The sequence below is a fragment of the Enterobacter sp. CPE_E863 genome (genome assembly GCF_046521465.1).
Lineage (GTDB): Bacteria > Pseudomonadota > Gammaproteobacteria > Enterobacterales > Enterobacteriaceae > Enterobacter > Enterobacter adelaidei.
The window spans coordinates 94,804-110,287 of record NZ_JBKFZX010000004.1 but is presented as its reverse complement, the minus strand read 5'-3'; the positions used below and the strand labels follow the sequence as shown (position 1 = coordinate 110,287).

Here is a 15,484-nt window from a genome sequence, read left to right as displayed (position 1 = left end):
CGGTTCAGACCGGGCTTTTTTTTGTATCGCGCTGGAATTGTCCAAATTGGGCTATTACAGAGGCGAGTCTATTTCCCTCCCCCGGATACACTGCCCAGCATCCAGTAATCCAATCTTAGGGGATAGACATGCGGACAAAATTACTCGGGGCGCTGATGGTGTTCGGGATTATTACCGGCACGGCTCATGCGTCATCGAAATTGGAAATCACCGATCCCAGAGCGGCGAAGATAGAGGACATCGTAGAGCTACCCATCAAAGGGGTTCGAGCCGTCCAAAGTGATGGGCAGATCATGTTCCTCTCTGAAAACGGGCGATTTGTTATTTCAGGACAAATCTACGACCTGTGGAGCAAGAAGCCCCTCAACACGATGTCCCAAATGAGGGATGTAGCGGAGCGTATCCACTTCAAGAGCATGGGCATGGATGTGGACACGCTGAACACCGTTTCGATGGGGCGTGGTGACAAAGAGGTGGTGGTCTTTGTCGATCCTAGATGCGCGGTTTGCCATCAGCTCATGGGTGATGCCAAATCGCTGGTGGATGATTACACCTTTAAATTTATCGTGATTCCTGCTCTGGGTGCTGAGTCCAACCGCTTGGCAAAGAACTTGTACTGCGCGAAAGACAAAACCCACGCGCTCGATGCGCTGATGAACAACACCTTGGGTTCCCTTCCTTCAAAAGAAACCTGCGACCCCGGCCAATACGATCAAACGCTGCTGACAGCTCATTTCATTGGGATTGAGGGCGTTCCGTTCGTGGTTGCTCCGGATGGTCGTGTCAGCAAAGGACGTCCGAAGAACCTGAAATCATGGTTGGAGAGTGTTGAATGATCGTAACCATCAAAAAGAAACTCGAAGAAACGTTGATCCCGGAGCACTTGCGAGCTGCCGGGATTATTCCTGTCCTGGCCTATGACGAAGACGATCATGTCTTCCTTATGGATGACCACAGTGCAGGCTTTGGTTTCATGTGTGAGCCCCTGTGTGGTGCCGATGAAAAAGTTCAGGAGCGAATGAACGGTTTCCTGAATCAGGAGTTCCCGTCGAAGACTACGCTCCAGTTTGTTCTGTTCCGCTCCCCGGACATCAATCAGGAGATGTACCGGATGATGGGGTTGCGTGATGGCTTCCGTCACGAGCTGCTGACATCTGTCATCAAGGAACGGATTAACTTCCTCCAGCACCACACGACAGAACGCATATTTGCCAAGACCAACAAAGGTATCTACGACAATGGCTTGATCCAAGACCTCAAGCTGTTCGTTACGTGCAAAGTCCCCATCAAGAACAATAACCCGACTGAAAGCGAACTCCAGCAGCTCGCACAGCTTCGCACGAAGGTCGAATCATCGCTTCAAACCGTTGGTCTGCGTCCCCGCACAATGACGGCGGTGAACTACATCCGGATCATGAGCACCATCCTGAATTGGGGGCCGGATGCTTCATGGCGACATGACTCTGTGGATTGGGAGATGGATAAGCCCATCTGCGAGCAAATCTTCGATTACGGCACTGATGTGGAAGTCAGCAAGAACGGCATCAGGCTGGGGGACTACCACGCGAAAGTCATGTCAGCGAAAAAGCTGCCTGACGTTTTCTACTTTGGTGATGCGTTGACCTATGCCGGGGATCTCAGCGGCGGCAACTCCAGCATCAAAGAAAACTACATGGTTGTGACCAATGTGTTTTTCCCTGAGGCAGAAAGCACGAAAAACACTCTGGAGCGCAAACGCCAGTTCACTGTAAACCAAGCCTACGGGCCGATGCTCAAATTCGTGCCGGTGCTGGCGGACAAAAAGGAGAGCTTCGACACTCTCTATGAGTCCATGAAAGAGGGGGCTAAGCCAGTCAAGATCACCTACTCGGTGGTTTTATTTGCTCCAACCAAAGAACGTGTTGAAGCGGCGGCGATGGCCGCACGAAACATCTGGCGTGAATCTCGGTTCGAGCTGATGGAGGATAAGTTCGTTGCTCTGCCGATGTTCCTCAACTGCCTGCCATTCTGTACAGACCGGGATGCAGTGCGAGACCTATTCCGCTACAAGACCATGACAACCGAGCAGGCGGCTGTGGTCCTGCCGGTGTTTGGGGAATGGAAGGGGACCGGGACCTATCATGCAGCGCTGATTTCCCGCAACGGCCAGCTCATGAGTCTGTCTCTTCACGACAGTAATACCAACAAAAACCTGGTGATCGCAGCCGAATCCGGCTCGGGTAAATCGTTCCTTACCAACGAACTGATTTTTTCCTACTTGTCCGAGGGTGCTCAGGTCTGGGTTATTGATGCCGGTAAGTCCTACCAGAAGCTGTCGGAAATGCTCAATGGCGACTTCGTTCACTTTGAAGAAGGAACGCACGTCTGCCTCAACCCGTTCGAGCTCATACAGAACTACGAGGACGAAGAAGACGCGATTGTCAGCCTCGTTTGTGCAATGGCGTCGGCCAAAGGCTTGCTGGATGAATGGCAAATCTCTGCGCTGAAACAGGTCCTTTCTCGCCTGTGGGAAGAGAAAGGTAAAGAGATGAAGGTTGACGACATCGCTGAGCGCTGTCTGGAAGAAGAAAACGACCAGCGCCTCAAGGATATTGGTCAGCAGCTCTACGCCTTTACGTCGAAAGGTAGCTACGGGAAATACTTCTCTCGCAAGAACAACGTCAGCTTCCAGAACCAGTTCACTGTACTGGAGCTCGATGAACTGCAAGGGCGTAAGCACTTGCGTCAGGTTGTACTGCTCCAGCTTATTTACCAGATCCAGCAAGAAGTATTCCTGGGTGAACGTAACCGCAAGAAAGTCGTCATCGTGGATGAGGCCTGGGACCTGCTCAAAGAGGGCGAGGTCTCGGTCTTCATGGAACATGCCTACCGCAAATTCCGTAAGTACGGTGGCTCCGTTGTCATTGCAACGCAGTCCATCAACGACCTCTATGAGAACGCAGTGGGCCGCGCCATCGCGGAGAACTCGGCCAGCATGTACTTGCTCGGCCAAACCGAAGAAACCGTGGAATCTGTTAAACGTAGCGGTCGTCTGACCCTTTCAGAGGGCGGGTTCCACACCCTCAAGACGGTACACACCATCCAGGGCGTGTACTCAGAAATCTTTATCAAATCGAAGAGCGGCATGGGCGTCGGACGCTTGATAGTGGGCGACTTCCAGAAGCTGCTTTATTCGACCGATCCGGTGGACGTTAACGCCATCGACCAGTTTGTGAAACAAGGCATGAGCATTCCTGAGGCAATCAAGGCCGTGATGCGAAGCCGTCAGCAGGCTGCATAACCAGGGAGACAGTAATGGACATTAAATCAATCGCAATCGCCGCCATTCTCGGTGCCGCTGGTGGCTTCGGCGGTAGCTACTACGTGATGAGCGAACAAACGGCAAGCATCCATCAGCGTTTGAATCAAACCCCGCCAGTGGTCGTGGTTGACTTCGCTAAAGTGGCGTCGGCGTATCCCGCTGGTGCCTCTCAGGAGGAAGTTGAAAGACTGATGGTCAAGACCAATGACGCAATTTTGAAGTTGAAAGACGCAGGTTATTTGGTCCTTGACGCAAGTGCTGTCGTCGGTGCTCCAAGTGACGTGTACCTCCCTGATGAGGTGCTGAAATGAATTTTCCACTCAAGAAGTATTTCGTCAAAAAGGAATCCTGGAAGCGCTTCGGGGTTAAGGCCGGTGTGACACTACTGGTTCTTTGGGCTGCTGGTGCGGCCTTTGCCAGCCGCTACCGTATTGGCATTGATCCACAACAGGAGAAGTGCCTGCCGGGTTACACCTTCTTCCTCATTGATCTGAACGACCAAACTCTGGAGAGGGGAGCTGTTTACGCCTTCCAAGCCAAGAACATGCAGCCTTTCTACAAGGACGGGACTCGCATGGTCAAAATCCTCACCGGTATGCCGGGGGATAAAGTCGAGATCAACGATAAGTGGAAGATCACCGTCAATGGTGATGTCGTCGGAGAGGGGCTCCAGCTCGCAGGGAAACTACATCTGCCAGAGAGCCACTTTTACGGCAAGACCACGCTGAAAGAGAATAACTACTGGTTTATGGGCAAAAGCCCATTCAGCTTCGACTCACGTTACTGGGGGACTGTGAAAAATGATCAGATCATTGGCCGCGCATATCCCCTGTTCTAAGAGCGTTCTGGTGGCGTTGATATTCTCTGTGGCTGGCGGGGCATACGCTCAAGAGTCTCCGCTCACAGAGCAGGATAAGGCGCTTATTGAGAAAGGAAAGCAAATTGCCCAAAAGGCCCAGAAGATGGAAATGCCATCTCTGTTGCAAAACCAACACATGGACGAGGCTCAGGCCGAAGCCAAGGCATTTTTCAAGCAGCTCCAAACTACTAACCCAACGCTCAAGGAGATGCACCGGAAACAGGCTGAAAAGGGTATCTACTCTGACCATCGGATACTGGTTTTCGCCTCGTTGTCTCTTGGCGAACAGGGGTTAGATGACGTCCTAACGGCGGTGTCAGGCCAGCCTGATTCTGTAATTGTGTTCCGTGGCATCCCGGAAGGAATGAACTTGGGGCAGGGAGTTAAAGCTATTCAGGCGCTCGCGGCCAAAAAAGACCCAGTGCCGAACATCATCATCAACCCTACGTTGTTCAAAACGTACAACATCACAGCCGTTCCCACGATTGTGATGCTGGAGGATGAGCCGCTGCCTGGCGAACAACCAAACGTCGTCGCCCAGGTCTCCGGGTTGTCCGACCCGGTATGGTTGGCTCGGGAAGTGGATAACGGAGAAAAAGGCGATCTCGGCGTTAAGGGGCCGGTGGAGAAAATCAGTGAGCCAGACCTTATTGATGTTGCCAAGAAACGCCTTGCCAATATCGACTGGGAAGAGAAGAAGAAACAGGCTATAGAGCGCTTCTGGACCAAGCAGAATTTCAATGAGCTGCCCAGAGCGCCAAAATCTCGAACACGAGAAATTGACCCTAGCGTCATGATCACCAGTGACATCAGCACTCCGGATGGCACTGTGTTCGCTCACGCGGGTGACGTGATCAACCCATTGTGCGATCCGAAGGAAGTTTGCAAGCCTGGAACGCGGCCATTTACCCAAGCGGTCGTAGTTTTCGACCCGCTGGACAAAAAGCAAATGGAGCTGCTCGCCAAGAAGCTGCCTGAAATTAAGCAGGAACCTGGCGTACAACGGATTACCTATATCGCCACAGAGTTCGACAAAGACAAAGGCTGGGATTCCTACAAGAGTGTCACCGACAACTTTGACGCGCCGGTATATCTGCTGACGCCAGATCTGATTACCCGGTTCGAGCTGGAGCACACACCGAGCGTCATTACTGCCAGAGGCAAGAAGTTTGTTGTCCGCGAACTTGCTGAGGAGGGCGGTGAATGATTTTTGCCCCGGCTTTCCAACCAATTAAAGACGTCGGCACAGGTTCGTTTGTCGCTGCTGAGGTACTGGCTCGTTGGTACGACGAAGGCCGGGTTCTTACACCATCCTCTCTGTCATCACCTCCTTATTGGGGGCTGGTGGATATGGAGATGGCACGGTTCATTCAGGACAACCTTCATTATTGCTTGGATCTGTACCCAGCTCTTTTTCTGAATGTCTCTGAACATACTTTGCAATCAGACGTCATTTTCAAAGCGTGGTGGAGGGTTGTCCGCGACATTGCTAAGAATCACTCATCACGGCTTGTCATCGAGATTACCGAGGGCATTCAGGATGCCTCTCTCGCATTGAGATGGGAGGCTCTTACCGAAATAGGGGTTGAGCTGGCGCTGGATGACTATGGAGACAAAAACTCTTCGCTGGAGCGCCTGAGTCGTTATGACTGGCACTATTGCAAGTTTGACGCGAGAAGACTGCGGTCGCTTGAAGACTACTCGGCCATCCTCCACTGCCGCCGAAAAGGCATACAGCTCATTGCTGAGCAGGTGGAGAGCTTCCCATTGGGGGAGAGCGCCAAATTACTTGGACTGTCATGGCAACAAGGTTTCTATCACGGGAAGCCTGCTGTCATGGAGAAACACTTGAATTACGTAAAGGCCTTACCATGATGCAAAAAATTCTACGGGTCATTGCCGTTAGCGCGGTCTTTTGGGTTCGTTCGGTATCGGCTGACCCTGGGTGCCAGAATGCGGAAGTAATCGGCGGAAAACTGATTACTGACATCTGCTGGAGCTGTATTTTTCCCATCAAAGTAGCAGGGGTTCCTATAAGTGGTGGAGGCGGATCATTCCCGAGTGAAGCCGTAAGCAACCCTCTGTGTATGTGCGAGGATAATCTAGGGGTCCCTCGGCCTGGAGTCACCACTTCTATGTGGGAGCCAGCACGGCTTGTTGAATTTCAGAGAGTGCCTGGCTGCTCATCTGTCTTGAATGGTGTCAGGTTCCCGTTTGATAGGACTAACCAAGGGCATCATGGCATGGGAGACATGGATGGTGGTGATGGTTCTTTTATGCACTATCACTACTATGCGTTTCCTCTGTTGGTGATGCTCGATTTATTTATTAAGCAGACCTGTAATGCTGATGGGTATATGGATCTCGACATCATGTACATGTCGGAGCTCGACCCGACCTGGAACAATGATGAGCTCGCTTTTTTTACCAATCCAGAGGCGGCGGCAGTAGCAAACCCAATTGCGGCGGCTGCGTGTACTGCTGATGCTGTCTCATCAACCGCTGGAAAACCTTTAAAACAGCTTTTCTGGTGTGCTGGTTCATGGGGCACCCTGTATCCATTTAGTGGCAACCAGAATGGTGGAAAAGGTGTTATCCGCGATAGCAGTCTTCTTAGCACAAGGGTTCTGGCTGCTTTGCATCGCCGGGGGTTAGCGTGGAAGACAATGGGTTCTGAGGCTATGTGTAGAGGTGTTATTAGCCCAACACTACCCAAAACGCAGTACAAATTCACGCTATTGCATCCGGTTCCAGAGACAAACTCATCTCACGTAATTGGCGAATCCACTCTTACGTGGGGTCTGGCGCGAACTATACCGGCAATTGGGCAAGACCCTATTTACACCATCTGGCGATGGAATGATTGCTGTAACAATTGAGCAGACCCTAACGAATTTGCACGGGCATTTTAGATTATGCCCCAAAAGGGCCACTACACGTACAGGTGGCCCTTGTCTTCTCAGATAGCATGGGAAGGTTGAAATGGAGAACACAATGCGAAGTCATAATTACTTTATGAAAGCTGTGGCCTCGCTGTTGACAGTAACCATGTCTGCGCTGCCGATACATTCCTACGCTAACGGTAGCCAAGACCAGGACATCACAGCGGTGGGTAAAGAGGCCCAGGCTTTCGGACAAAACCTCTCAAACTCATTCAAGTCGAGCTCGGGGACTGTGCAAGATGGCACAATCTCTATGCCGACGTTGAAAGACGGTCAATTCCAAATGAACGGGGGGAGTCAGATTAATGTCAATGATCTATTCCCCGGAACGAGCGGGACCAACAATAAACCTGATAGTTATTACTTCCCTGATGCCAATAAACCTGATGTGGGCGGTCTGCAAGGCATTTACGACTCTGGCGATGACATGGACAGCGTGGGGAATAATGCAAAAGGGTCGCTGTGGAGTGATGCCAATAGTGCTAATCCATCAATCTCTGGTGCGGCATACAAGGTTCTTCTCGATGCCTCTAATCGATCACGCCCTGATTTCAGTAATGACCCTGTACTAAATCTAAGCAAAAAGACCTATGAGGATATGGACCTCATCGCAGGTGGCTTTGGGGATTGTTCTGCCGAAACAACCATCAATCAGAATACTATCAACGCCCACATTCCAGAGTATGAACGGTGTCAGCGTGTTGTAGATCAAAGCGCGGACTGTGAGGTTGTCCATGACTACGATGCCTCTGTGGTGAAGCACTATGATGGTCCATATAACCTCAAATCTTGTGGAGAAGGCTGTACTGAGTTGTGGATTGGCCGAGTTGGTAACGACTACTGGAGTGGCAACTGTTCGATTTATGAGGAATACACGCGGGTCCAAGTCAGTAATCCAGACGCCATAGTGTCTGCAACTCTTGAGTACGCCAAGTGGGATGACTACATGCAAGTTTGGGTTGGTAAATCAGGTCAGGAAACTAAAGTATGGTCCGGCCCTGACGGCAATTTCCCTCCAGAAACGGCTGGCCGATGTGAATTGTCAACAAGTTGGGAGCGAAACCCTAATATTGATGTCACTCCCTATTTCAAGAATGTGAAAGATGGTGATGTTGTTACGTTTAAGATCCGCGTTTCAGTAACTGGCGCAGGTGAGGGTTTTGGCCGCATAAAGCTACGCTATGACCCATCAAAAGCCATTACCAAGGATGAGTGGGCTCCACAGAGCTGCATGGATTCAGCCAAAGGGGTTGTAGATGGTTTTGCGGAAGGCGAGATCACATGTATAGATGACCCGACTGATGCTACGGGCTGCACAGTCATCAATGGGATCAAAGTTTGCGAATCTCAACTCAAGCCGTCACCTTTGCCTGGTATTCCAAAACTATGCAAAAAGGTTCGAGTTAAAGCTGACTATGACTTTTATAAGGGGCAAATGGACTGCTGGACAGACCCTCAAGGTGAAACGCACTGTCCGGTAAACACGGGCGGGAATCTCGATAGCTGTCAGAAATATGAAGAAAACCCTCAGTGCGGCTTCATCAGTTCCAAATGTGTTGATGGTGCTCAGGGAAGTTCTGGTACGTGCTACGTCCACGAGGATACTTATGACTGTGGTACAGATGTTTCTGTTCCGACCTTGGAAAAGGAAACTGAGTACCAGTGCGGTGGGCCTATACGCTGCATGGGAGATGACTGCCTTGATTTGACCAAAACACAAAGCACTGATTTTGCTCGCGCTACTGCGTTGCTCAATGCAGCCCAATTCATGACGCAGGATATGAGCTGCACAGGCCAAGATGGGGATGACAATCCTACCGGGGATGAAAACGTTATTTGCTCTGCTTTTGCAGGGGAAGCTGGCGAATGCAAGATAGCTGTTGGGGGAGTTTCTGATTGCTGTGAAAAGCCAACCAATATATCTCTTGCCGATTATCTGAACCTAATAATGGCCGTTCCAAAGCTCGATGGCGCAGTGATGGGGCTGACTGATGGTAATGCGCTTAAAGGTGCTTATCAGGTACTTAGGGAACCTGCCCTTCAAGGGTGGACAGAAGTCACAAAACCGTTCACAAGTTATATAGAGAACGTTTCAGGTGCTGTTGATTCGTTCTTCCAGCCTGTAGAGCAGTTTGTTGATCAACTCATTGACCAGCTCAAAGAGCAAGTCAAAGAAGTGATGATGGATGTCATGAAATCAGCAGGCCAAGATGCAGCAACAGAGCAGGCGGCTGCCGCAGCATCTGAACAAGCTGCCGAAGCAATGATGGAGACTGCGACAACATGGCTTAGCACTGCCATGACGATATATACCGTCTATGTCGTTGCGATGGTGATGATCCAGATGATTTATAAGTGCGAGGAAGAAGAGTTCACTATGAACGCCAAAAGAGCGCTCAAGAATTGCACCTATGTAGGCTCTTATTGTAAATCTAAGGTGTTGGGCGCTTGTATTGAAAAAAGAGAAGCGTATTGCTGCTTCAATTCTCCGCTCTCTCGTATTATACAAGAACAGGTTCGCCCTCAATTGGGGCAGAACTTTGGAGACCCCAAAAATCCTCAGTGTGAAGGGATTCCACTAGATAAAATTGCCGAAATTGATTGGAGCAAAATTAATTTGGATGAGTGGCTTGGGATATTACAGCAGAACGGTAAATTCCCTGATCCGGCCTCAATAAATCTCGACTCGCTGACTGGAGCAGGGAATGACTTCAATATTGACGGGACGCGGAAGAATGCTCAGGAAAGGGCGTTGGAGCGGTTGGAAGGGATTGATATTGACGCGAAGCGAAAAGAGGCGACAAACAGCATAGACCCTCAAACAGGCGCGCCAACTGGTGGTGGTGGATAAAAAAAGGGGCCTTTCGGCCCCTTTCTCATGTAGATTGATTACGCTTCTGGGTAAACAAATAACTCTGCTTTTCCCTGATCAAGAAGGTAAGGGAAAGCAACTTTTTCGCCATTATCCAGCTCAACCGATTTTGGAGCAAGGTAGAGGTAGGCCCAAGCTGGTAGCTGTTTGCTAATAGCTGCGTAGATCGCTTGCTGAGGAGCATGGCTTGCTGCCCCATTACCGACATTCACAAAGTTGTATGCGGTCTCATGGCCTGATGTGAAGGCATACGCTGTACCTTGAACGCCAGAGACAAAATTAGGAGCTGACCCTAGGCGAGGCTCCACGATTTTCACCTTAACGGAACACATGTCAGCTACCTTACTTTGTCCGTTCACCCACGTCGGGCAACCCCATTCATTCTTGTAGAACTGATAGGTTAGGCGACCATCTTTGTCATACAGAAGCGTGAAATTGGCACCCAAATCAGTCAGCGCTGACTCAATGGAAACTTTCACATGTGAAAGAAATTTGGCCTGAGCGTCTGCCGGTGAAACTGCTTCGTTAGCAGGCATCCAAGCGATCAAGCTATTGCGAGCGCCATGCTGTTTGGGGCCGATAGCCCAGTTCGCAAGGTTGACCAAGCCACCTTGCCAGTCGGTCATTCCGAGCTGAGGGGACATGTAGCCAGACAGCACGTAGGCTGCCCCAAACGTTTTGGTGTCGGTCAGACGCTCCAGCTTGTCACGCGGAACAGAAGCGTCTTGGATGCCTGTTACCAGGCCACCGGCCTCCGCGATGTTGTAAGCGCGACTGTGATTGGTTTTGTACGCTGTGGGTTCGTAACTGCTGGTGGATGCACAGCCAGATAGAGCTGCTACAGCCAGAGCCACGGTGGTGATTAAAGCCTTTTTCATGTTGTTCTCCGTTCTTACCTGAGTTGAATCTGATTTACTTCGATAATATCACAGCATCAAAAAATGCAACCATAAAAGACAAAAAAAAGCCCCTCGGGCGAGGGGCAAAGGTTTGGGCTGGGTTATGCTGCTTTTGTTTTCTCGGCTTCGTCTGCGATTTCCTTGTCGCCGGTTGCAGATTCCGGAGCGGCTTCGGCCACTTCACCTTCTTTGCCTTTGCTGTGGGCGGAAATGCGAGCCCGTTTCTCGATGCCGATGATTCGACCGGCCAGCTTGATGAGGCGTTGCTGCCATTGGTAAGTGGCGTCGGTGCGCTGCTTGCTGGTCAGTACGGTGTTCAGCCAGAGAGTGTCAACGATCCCCATCAGGGTATCCAGTTTGCGGATCAGGTGTGCAAACTGAGCAACCTGAGGAGAGTTGATCTCGATGGTGTATTCATTCGGGTTGGTGTAGCCGGGCATCATGTCGATGCCGTTGTCTTCCATCAGCTTGTTGAGCTGGGCGGTAGCTTTGTCCAGGTCTTCGGAGACCTTGGAAATGTGTTCCAGGATGACGGTTTCAACCTGGTCGATTTCGTCCTGCTCACCGATGATGCGAAGGATCACGTCGATGGAGAACAGGGAGTTGGAAACTCGCTCAAAGCTGCGTTCCATGACGCGCTGAGCTTGGAGGCTGTTTACTTTCAGAACTTGCTTGAAAACAGGGCGAGAGTAGTGGTTGCTGCGGTCGTTGTTTGTGTCCAGTGCTACTTGTGCTTCTGCCATTAGAGATACTCCTAAATTTGAGGTACAGATAAACGCACTGGAAAGGATAAATGCGGTCAATCTGTAACCTGACCTCTCGAAGTGCCCAAAATGGACAGTTACAGCGTTTTCTGTTTAGCAAAGGTGAGCTATATTTGAATCATCTTAGTCGCTCTGCGGCTATAGGTGAGATAGCTGGTCTCCGAAAACAAACAGCATCTAGTCTTATGCCGTATGGCATTACTTAACCCCAAGCCGGGGGCTTCTCCCGGTTTTCGGGTGTTGCCCCTGTTTTTTTACATAGGAGCAACACCATGCACATCATCACTTTCATTGTAGTTCTGCTTGCATCTCTGGGCGCACTGTACGTAGGCGCGAAGGCATTTGCTTTTTCCTTCATCGTTCTCGCTAAAGTGTTCCAGCGTATCGGTTTGTTCCTTTGGAACAAATTCGCAGTTCCTGCAATGCGGTCTGTACAGGCCGTCATCAAAGAACGTGCTGCCAAGGCTGAACAAGCCAAAGCAGTCGTTGAACCTGAGGTAACTCAAGTTCAAGAAGTCGCTAAACAAGAACCTGACTGGGATTATCTCGAAATCCCGACTTACCTTCGTAAGGGCAAGGAACTTGTTTGGTAATAACTGTCGCTGAGTAATCTTCGACACTTTCAAACCCATCGGGGCAACCATACCCCGACGGGGATGTTGCCCCTTTTTGCTTAGGAGCAACATCATGGAAATCGCTATCATCGCTTTGTGTATCCCTACTGGTTGGGCAATCTCTCGTCCTTTCGTGAGAATCGCTGAATCGTTCGGTTACTGCTGATAGTCAACGCAAAGGGAGGGGGCAACCCCTCTCTTTCTGGTCAAGCCTCTGTGGCTTGTCCTCAAAGTCTTCTGGTGTCAGTTGGCTTTGACGACAAGCTACAGGGGGAATGTCGAATGCAACAGAATCTTCATGTTTACGACGATCACGCAGGCATCATCTATCTGGCTGATGGACGCGAGGTGAAATTTGATCCGAAACTGTATTCCAGCTCCTACCAGGCGCACAGTGAAGCAGTGAAGTGGGCCAAAGAAACCGGGGTCATTGGTCAAAACGACGATGTGGTGATGTTCGTCCATTGAGGGAGTGGCCTCCAGGAGAGGCTACTCTCCTCGCTCCTTAAAAGTCTTCTTACTCATGGTGAATACCATCAGTAAGCAGATTTTGTTCTCTTCGGAGAGCGAAAAGTGCGATAGCTGGTCGCCAAAAACAAACAGCAAATTAACGTTAATTTACTAGCCCAACCGGGCGCATCCGCCCGGTTCGGGACGTGGTGCGCCTGTCACAATAGGAGCGCACCTATGTCTCAATACTCTCAATTCTCAGTAAGCAAGGTTTTCGGTATGCCCAGCATTCCGGAGAAGGTAACGGCCATCGGCTACGCTGACGGTTCAAACCCTTTCATCCCTGCCACTGATACCAACTACGTTTTCCGCAAAGAGTTTCTGCGAGAGGTCTTGGCCTATCTCAAAGAGCCTGGCGGTGACGCATTGTTCGTAACCGGCCCTACCGGGTCTGGCAAAACCTCAGGTATCACCGAGATCGCTGGTCGTCTCAACTGGCCTGTTCAGCAAATCACTGCCCACGGGCGGATGGAGCTGACAGATCTGATTGGACATCACGCTCTGGTCGCGGAAAAGCCTGGTCAACCACCTGTCATGAAGTTCATGTATGGACCTCTGGCAGTCGCTATGCGTGAAGGTCATCTGCTCCTCATCAACGAGGTGGATTTGGCCGACCCTGCCGAGCTGGCTGGTCTCAACGATGTCCTTGAAGGGCGTCCCCTTGTGATCGCTCAGAATGGCGGGGAAATCATCAAGCCGCACCCGATGTTTCGTGTGGTCGTTACTGGTAACTCTACGGGGTCCGGTGATGCTTCTGGTTTGTACCAGGGGGTGATGATGCAGAACCTCGCAGCTATGGATCGCTATCGTTTCACCAAAGTAGGGTATGCGGATGAGGAAGCTGAACTCAGCATTCTTGGCCGTGTTACTCCGAAACTTCCGGAAAATGTGCGGAAGGGAATGGTTCGGATTGCTAATCAGGTCCGCAAACTGTTTCTTGGCGAAAACGGTGAAGATGGTCAGATCAGCGTCACCATGTCCACTCGGACGTTGGTGCGTTGGGCGAAACTGTCTCTAGCGTTCCGTGGTGCCCCAAATGCTCTTGAATACGCCCTGGATCAAGCTCTGCTTATCCGTGCGGCCAAAGAGGAGCGTGAAGCCATCCTGCGTGTTGCGAAGGATGTGTTCGGGGACCAATGGCGCTAAGGGGTGACGCATGAAGAAAAATGACTGTTTGTGCCGTCGTTACACTGCTAAAGAGTGGGGCAATGACGAAACCACAATAGAAGTCTTCATTGGCTACAAGTTGCTCCGGGAGCCCAGCTCCTCGGAGCCAGGCCAATTCACGATGGTCGAGCTACGCCGAACCGTCACTGATGGGAAAGCTGAAAATTGGTCTGAGACAAAGCTCGAAGGACCTTTTGAAGCTAACGGCCCAGACACGATCCCAATGTCCTACAAGGACAAAGAAAGCCAGTATGTGTCACAGTTTCTCAGCCAGGGGTACACCTTTCTGGATGAGGTGCTGGTAAACGCAGAGACACAGACGGTGCTGGAAGGGGGGAATGTTTCAGCCGGACAAACAGCCAGCTTGGGATCTCTCAACTGGCTGTTATCTCCGCCCTCTGAGTTACCTCCAGGTGACATAAACCTCTTCAAAGGTTTTGTTGCTGGGGTTTTTGCCAAAGGAGCCGGTTTAATCGGCTTTGAGGTTGCTCGGAGCGAAGGCTCAAATGACTTGCTACCCAGTGTGCTGATGCGTACTGACAGCGGTTATGAGCTTGGGGTTAGCACTGGACTAGGCGAAAACACTATCCATCCAGCTACGCTGGAAGGCGCTGGTGAACTCCGCCCGGAACATGGTCACAAACCCCTGCTGATGTTGGTTTACCTGCAACAGCGTTTCGCGGATGACTTTTCAAACGTAGAGAAGCCGCTGGTGGCATTCTGTGATGAACAGGGTGATACCTTCGACTACGAGCGTTTTGATTCACTAAAACCCCTCATTGAACGGTTTGGTTTCAGCTACGACGAAGTAAGAGCAGATGCAGAAAGGCTTGGCCTTGTATCTGAGCTGATTCGCCTGGCAGAGATCGACGCCGAACAAGAGGATCACTTTTTTTAACCCTTACGGGGGCTTGCTCCCCGAAAGGGGCGTTGGCCCTCTCCAAATAACTTGGAGGTCATGATGTCTAAAGGCGTCAACAAAGTAATTCTGGTCGGTAATCTCGGTTCTGACCCGGAAATTCGCTACATGCCAAGCGGAACTGCCGTTGCCAACTTCAACGTTGCAACAACGGATACGTGGCGCGATAAGCAGTCTGGCGAGCAAAGAGAGCATACTGAGTGGCACCGTATTGTGCTTAAAGGTCGTTTGGCAGAAGTCGCTGGTGAGTACCTGAAAAAGGGCTCCCAAGTCTATCTCGAAGGGAGCAACCGCACCCGGAAGTGGACTGACAGCCAACAAATCGAGCGCTACACCACCGAAGTACACTGCGTTGAAATGCAGATGCTTGGTGGTCGTGGAAATGCACCTCAGGACAACTCTCAACGTGCAGCGCCCCAAAAAGGGCAACGTACAGGAGCCGGTACGCAATCTGCTCCTGTGCAGCAATCAGCACCGCAAGGTGGTATGGGCGGAGGCTATGGTCCCGCTCCTGATGGCTGGGATGATGACATCCCGTTCATGCGGCTGCACCACTTGGCTGGCGGGTAACACCGCCAACTCTTACTAAACCCCACGGGGGCACTCATGCCCCGAGGGGGTCATGGTGTCCTCAAAC

The 15,484-nt window shown here is 51.0% G+C and carries 15 protein-coding genes; 13 read left to right on the top strand and 2 right to left on the bottom strand.

Annotated elements, in window-relative coordinates; all coding sequences use genetic code 11:
- Positions 1-128: 128 nt before the first annotated feature.
- The 8 genes from ACLHV8_RS25970 (at position 129) to traN (ending at position 9,953) form a co-directional block, all read left to right on the top strand.
- A complete protein-coding gene (locus tag ACLHV8_RS25970) occupies positions 129-836 on the top strand; it encodes a DsbC family protein (protein WP_001259347.1) in 708 nt (235 codons plus the stop codon).
- Positions 833-3,280, top strand: a complete 2,448-nt coding sequence (traC, locus tag ACLHV8_RS25965) for a type IV secretion system protein TraC (protein ID WP_000637386.1) — start codon at positions 833-835, stop codon at positions 3,278-3,280. Before ACLHV8_RS25970 ends, traC begins: the two co-directional genes overlap by 4 nt.
- A 14-nt stretch (positions 3,281-3,294) precedes the next feature.
- A complete protein-coding gene (locus ACLHV8_RS25960) occupies positions 3,295-3,612 on the top strand; it encodes a hypothetical protein (RefSeq protein ID WP_000351984.1) in 318 nt (105 codons plus the stop codon).
- Entirely contained in the window at positions 3,609-4,139 is a 531-nt protein-coding gene (locus ACLHV8_RS25955) for a S26 family signal peptidase (protein WP_001010738.1), read from the top strand. The genes ACLHV8_RS25960 and ACLHV8_RS25955 overlap by 4 nt, the downstream gene beginning before the upstream one ends.
- The gene (locus ACLHV8_RS25950; RefSeq protein WP_000621288.1) at positions 4,102-5,367 is read left to right on the top strand and encodes a TrbC family F-type conjugative pilus assembly protein; all 1,266 of its coding nucleotides are present in this window, start codon (positions 4,102-4,104) and stop codon (positions 5,365-5,367) included. Before ACLHV8_RS25955 ends, ACLHV8_RS25950 begins: the two co-directional genes overlap by 38 nt.
- Positions 5,364-6,035 (top strand): EAL domain-containing protein, encoded by a 672-nt coding sequence (locus tag ACLHV8_RS25945; protein ID WP_001337754.1) that lies wholly within the window; start codon positions 5,364-5,366, stop codon positions 6,033-6,035. The genes ACLHV8_RS25950 and ACLHV8_RS25945 overlap by 4 nt, the downstream gene beginning before the upstream one ends.
- On the top strand, positions 6,032-7,039 hold the full coding sequence (locus ACLHV8_RS25940) for a TraU family protein (RefSeq protein ID WP_000983283.1): 1,008 nt from the start codon (positions 6,032-6,034) through the stop codon (positions 7,037-7,039). The genes ACLHV8_RS25945 and ACLHV8_RS25940 overlap by 4 nt, the downstream gene beginning before the upstream one ends.
- Positions 7,040-7,154: 115 nt before the next feature.
- Positions 7,155-9,953 carry a conjugal transfer mating pair stabilization protein TraN gene (gene traN / locus ACLHV8_RS25935; protein ID WP_001256487.1) on the top strand — a complete coding sequence of 933 codons (2,799 nt, stop codon included), beginning with the start codon at positions 7,155-7,157 and terminating at the stop codon, positions 9,951-9,953.
- Between the two features lie 38 nt (positions 9,954-9,991).
- On the opposite strand, the gene ACLHV8_RS25930 is transcribed toward traN, so the two are convergent.
- Both ACLHV8_RS25930 and ACLHV8_RS25925 read right to left on the bottom strand, forming a co-directional pair.
- On the bottom strand, positions 9,992-10,852 hold the full coding sequence (locus ACLHV8_RS25930) for a hypothetical protein (protein WP_000709517.1): 861 nt from the start codon (positions 10,850-10,852) through the stop codon (positions 9,992-9,994).
- A 122-nt stretch (positions 10,853-10,974) separates the two neighbouring features.
- Complete coding sequence (locus tag ACLHV8_RS25925) at positions 10,975-11,616, bottom strand: hypothetical protein (RefSeq protein ID WP_000796664.1); 642 nt, start codon at positions 11,614-11,616, stop codon at positions 10,975-10,977.
- Between the two features lie 293 nt (positions 11,617-11,909).
- On the opposite strand from ACLHV8_RS25925, the gene ACLHV8_RS25920 reads away from it, so the two are divergent.
- From ACLHV8_RS25920 to ssb, 5 genes are all read left to right on the top strand, one after another.
- Positions 11,910-12,230 (top strand): hypothetical protein, encoded by a 321-nt coding sequence (locus tag ACLHV8_RS25920; RefSeq protein WP_000547566.1) that lies wholly within the window; start codon positions 11,910-11,912, stop codon positions 12,228-12,230.
- Between the two features lie 303 nt (positions 12,231-12,533).
- Positions 12,534-12,719, top strand: coding sequence for a hypothetical protein (locus tag ACLHV8_RS25915; RefSeq protein WP_001186917.1), 186 nt, complete (start codon positions 12,534-12,536; stop codon positions 12,717-12,719).
- A 219-nt stretch (positions 12,720-12,938) separates the two neighbouring features.
- Positions 12,939-13,907: an AAA family ATPase gene (locus tag ACLHV8_RS25910; RefSeq protein ID WP_000085162.1), complete on the top strand. Its 969-nt coding sequence runs from the start codon at positions 12,939-12,941 to the stop codon at positions 13,905-13,907.
- Between the two features lie 10 nt (positions 13,908-13,917).
- Entirely contained in the window at positions 13,918-14,826 is a 909-nt protein-coding gene (locus ACLHV8_RS25905; protein ID WP_000739139.1) for a hypothetical protein, read from the top strand.
- Between the two features lie 60 nt (positions 14,827-14,886).
- The gene (ssb, locus tag ACLHV8_RS25900; protein WP_000987165.1) at positions 14,887-15,417 is read left to right on the top strand and encodes a single-stranded DNA-binding protein; all 531 of its coding nucleotides are present in this window, start codon (positions 14,887-14,889) and stop codon (positions 15,415-15,417) included.
- Positions 15,418-15,484: the final 67 nt, after the last annotated feature.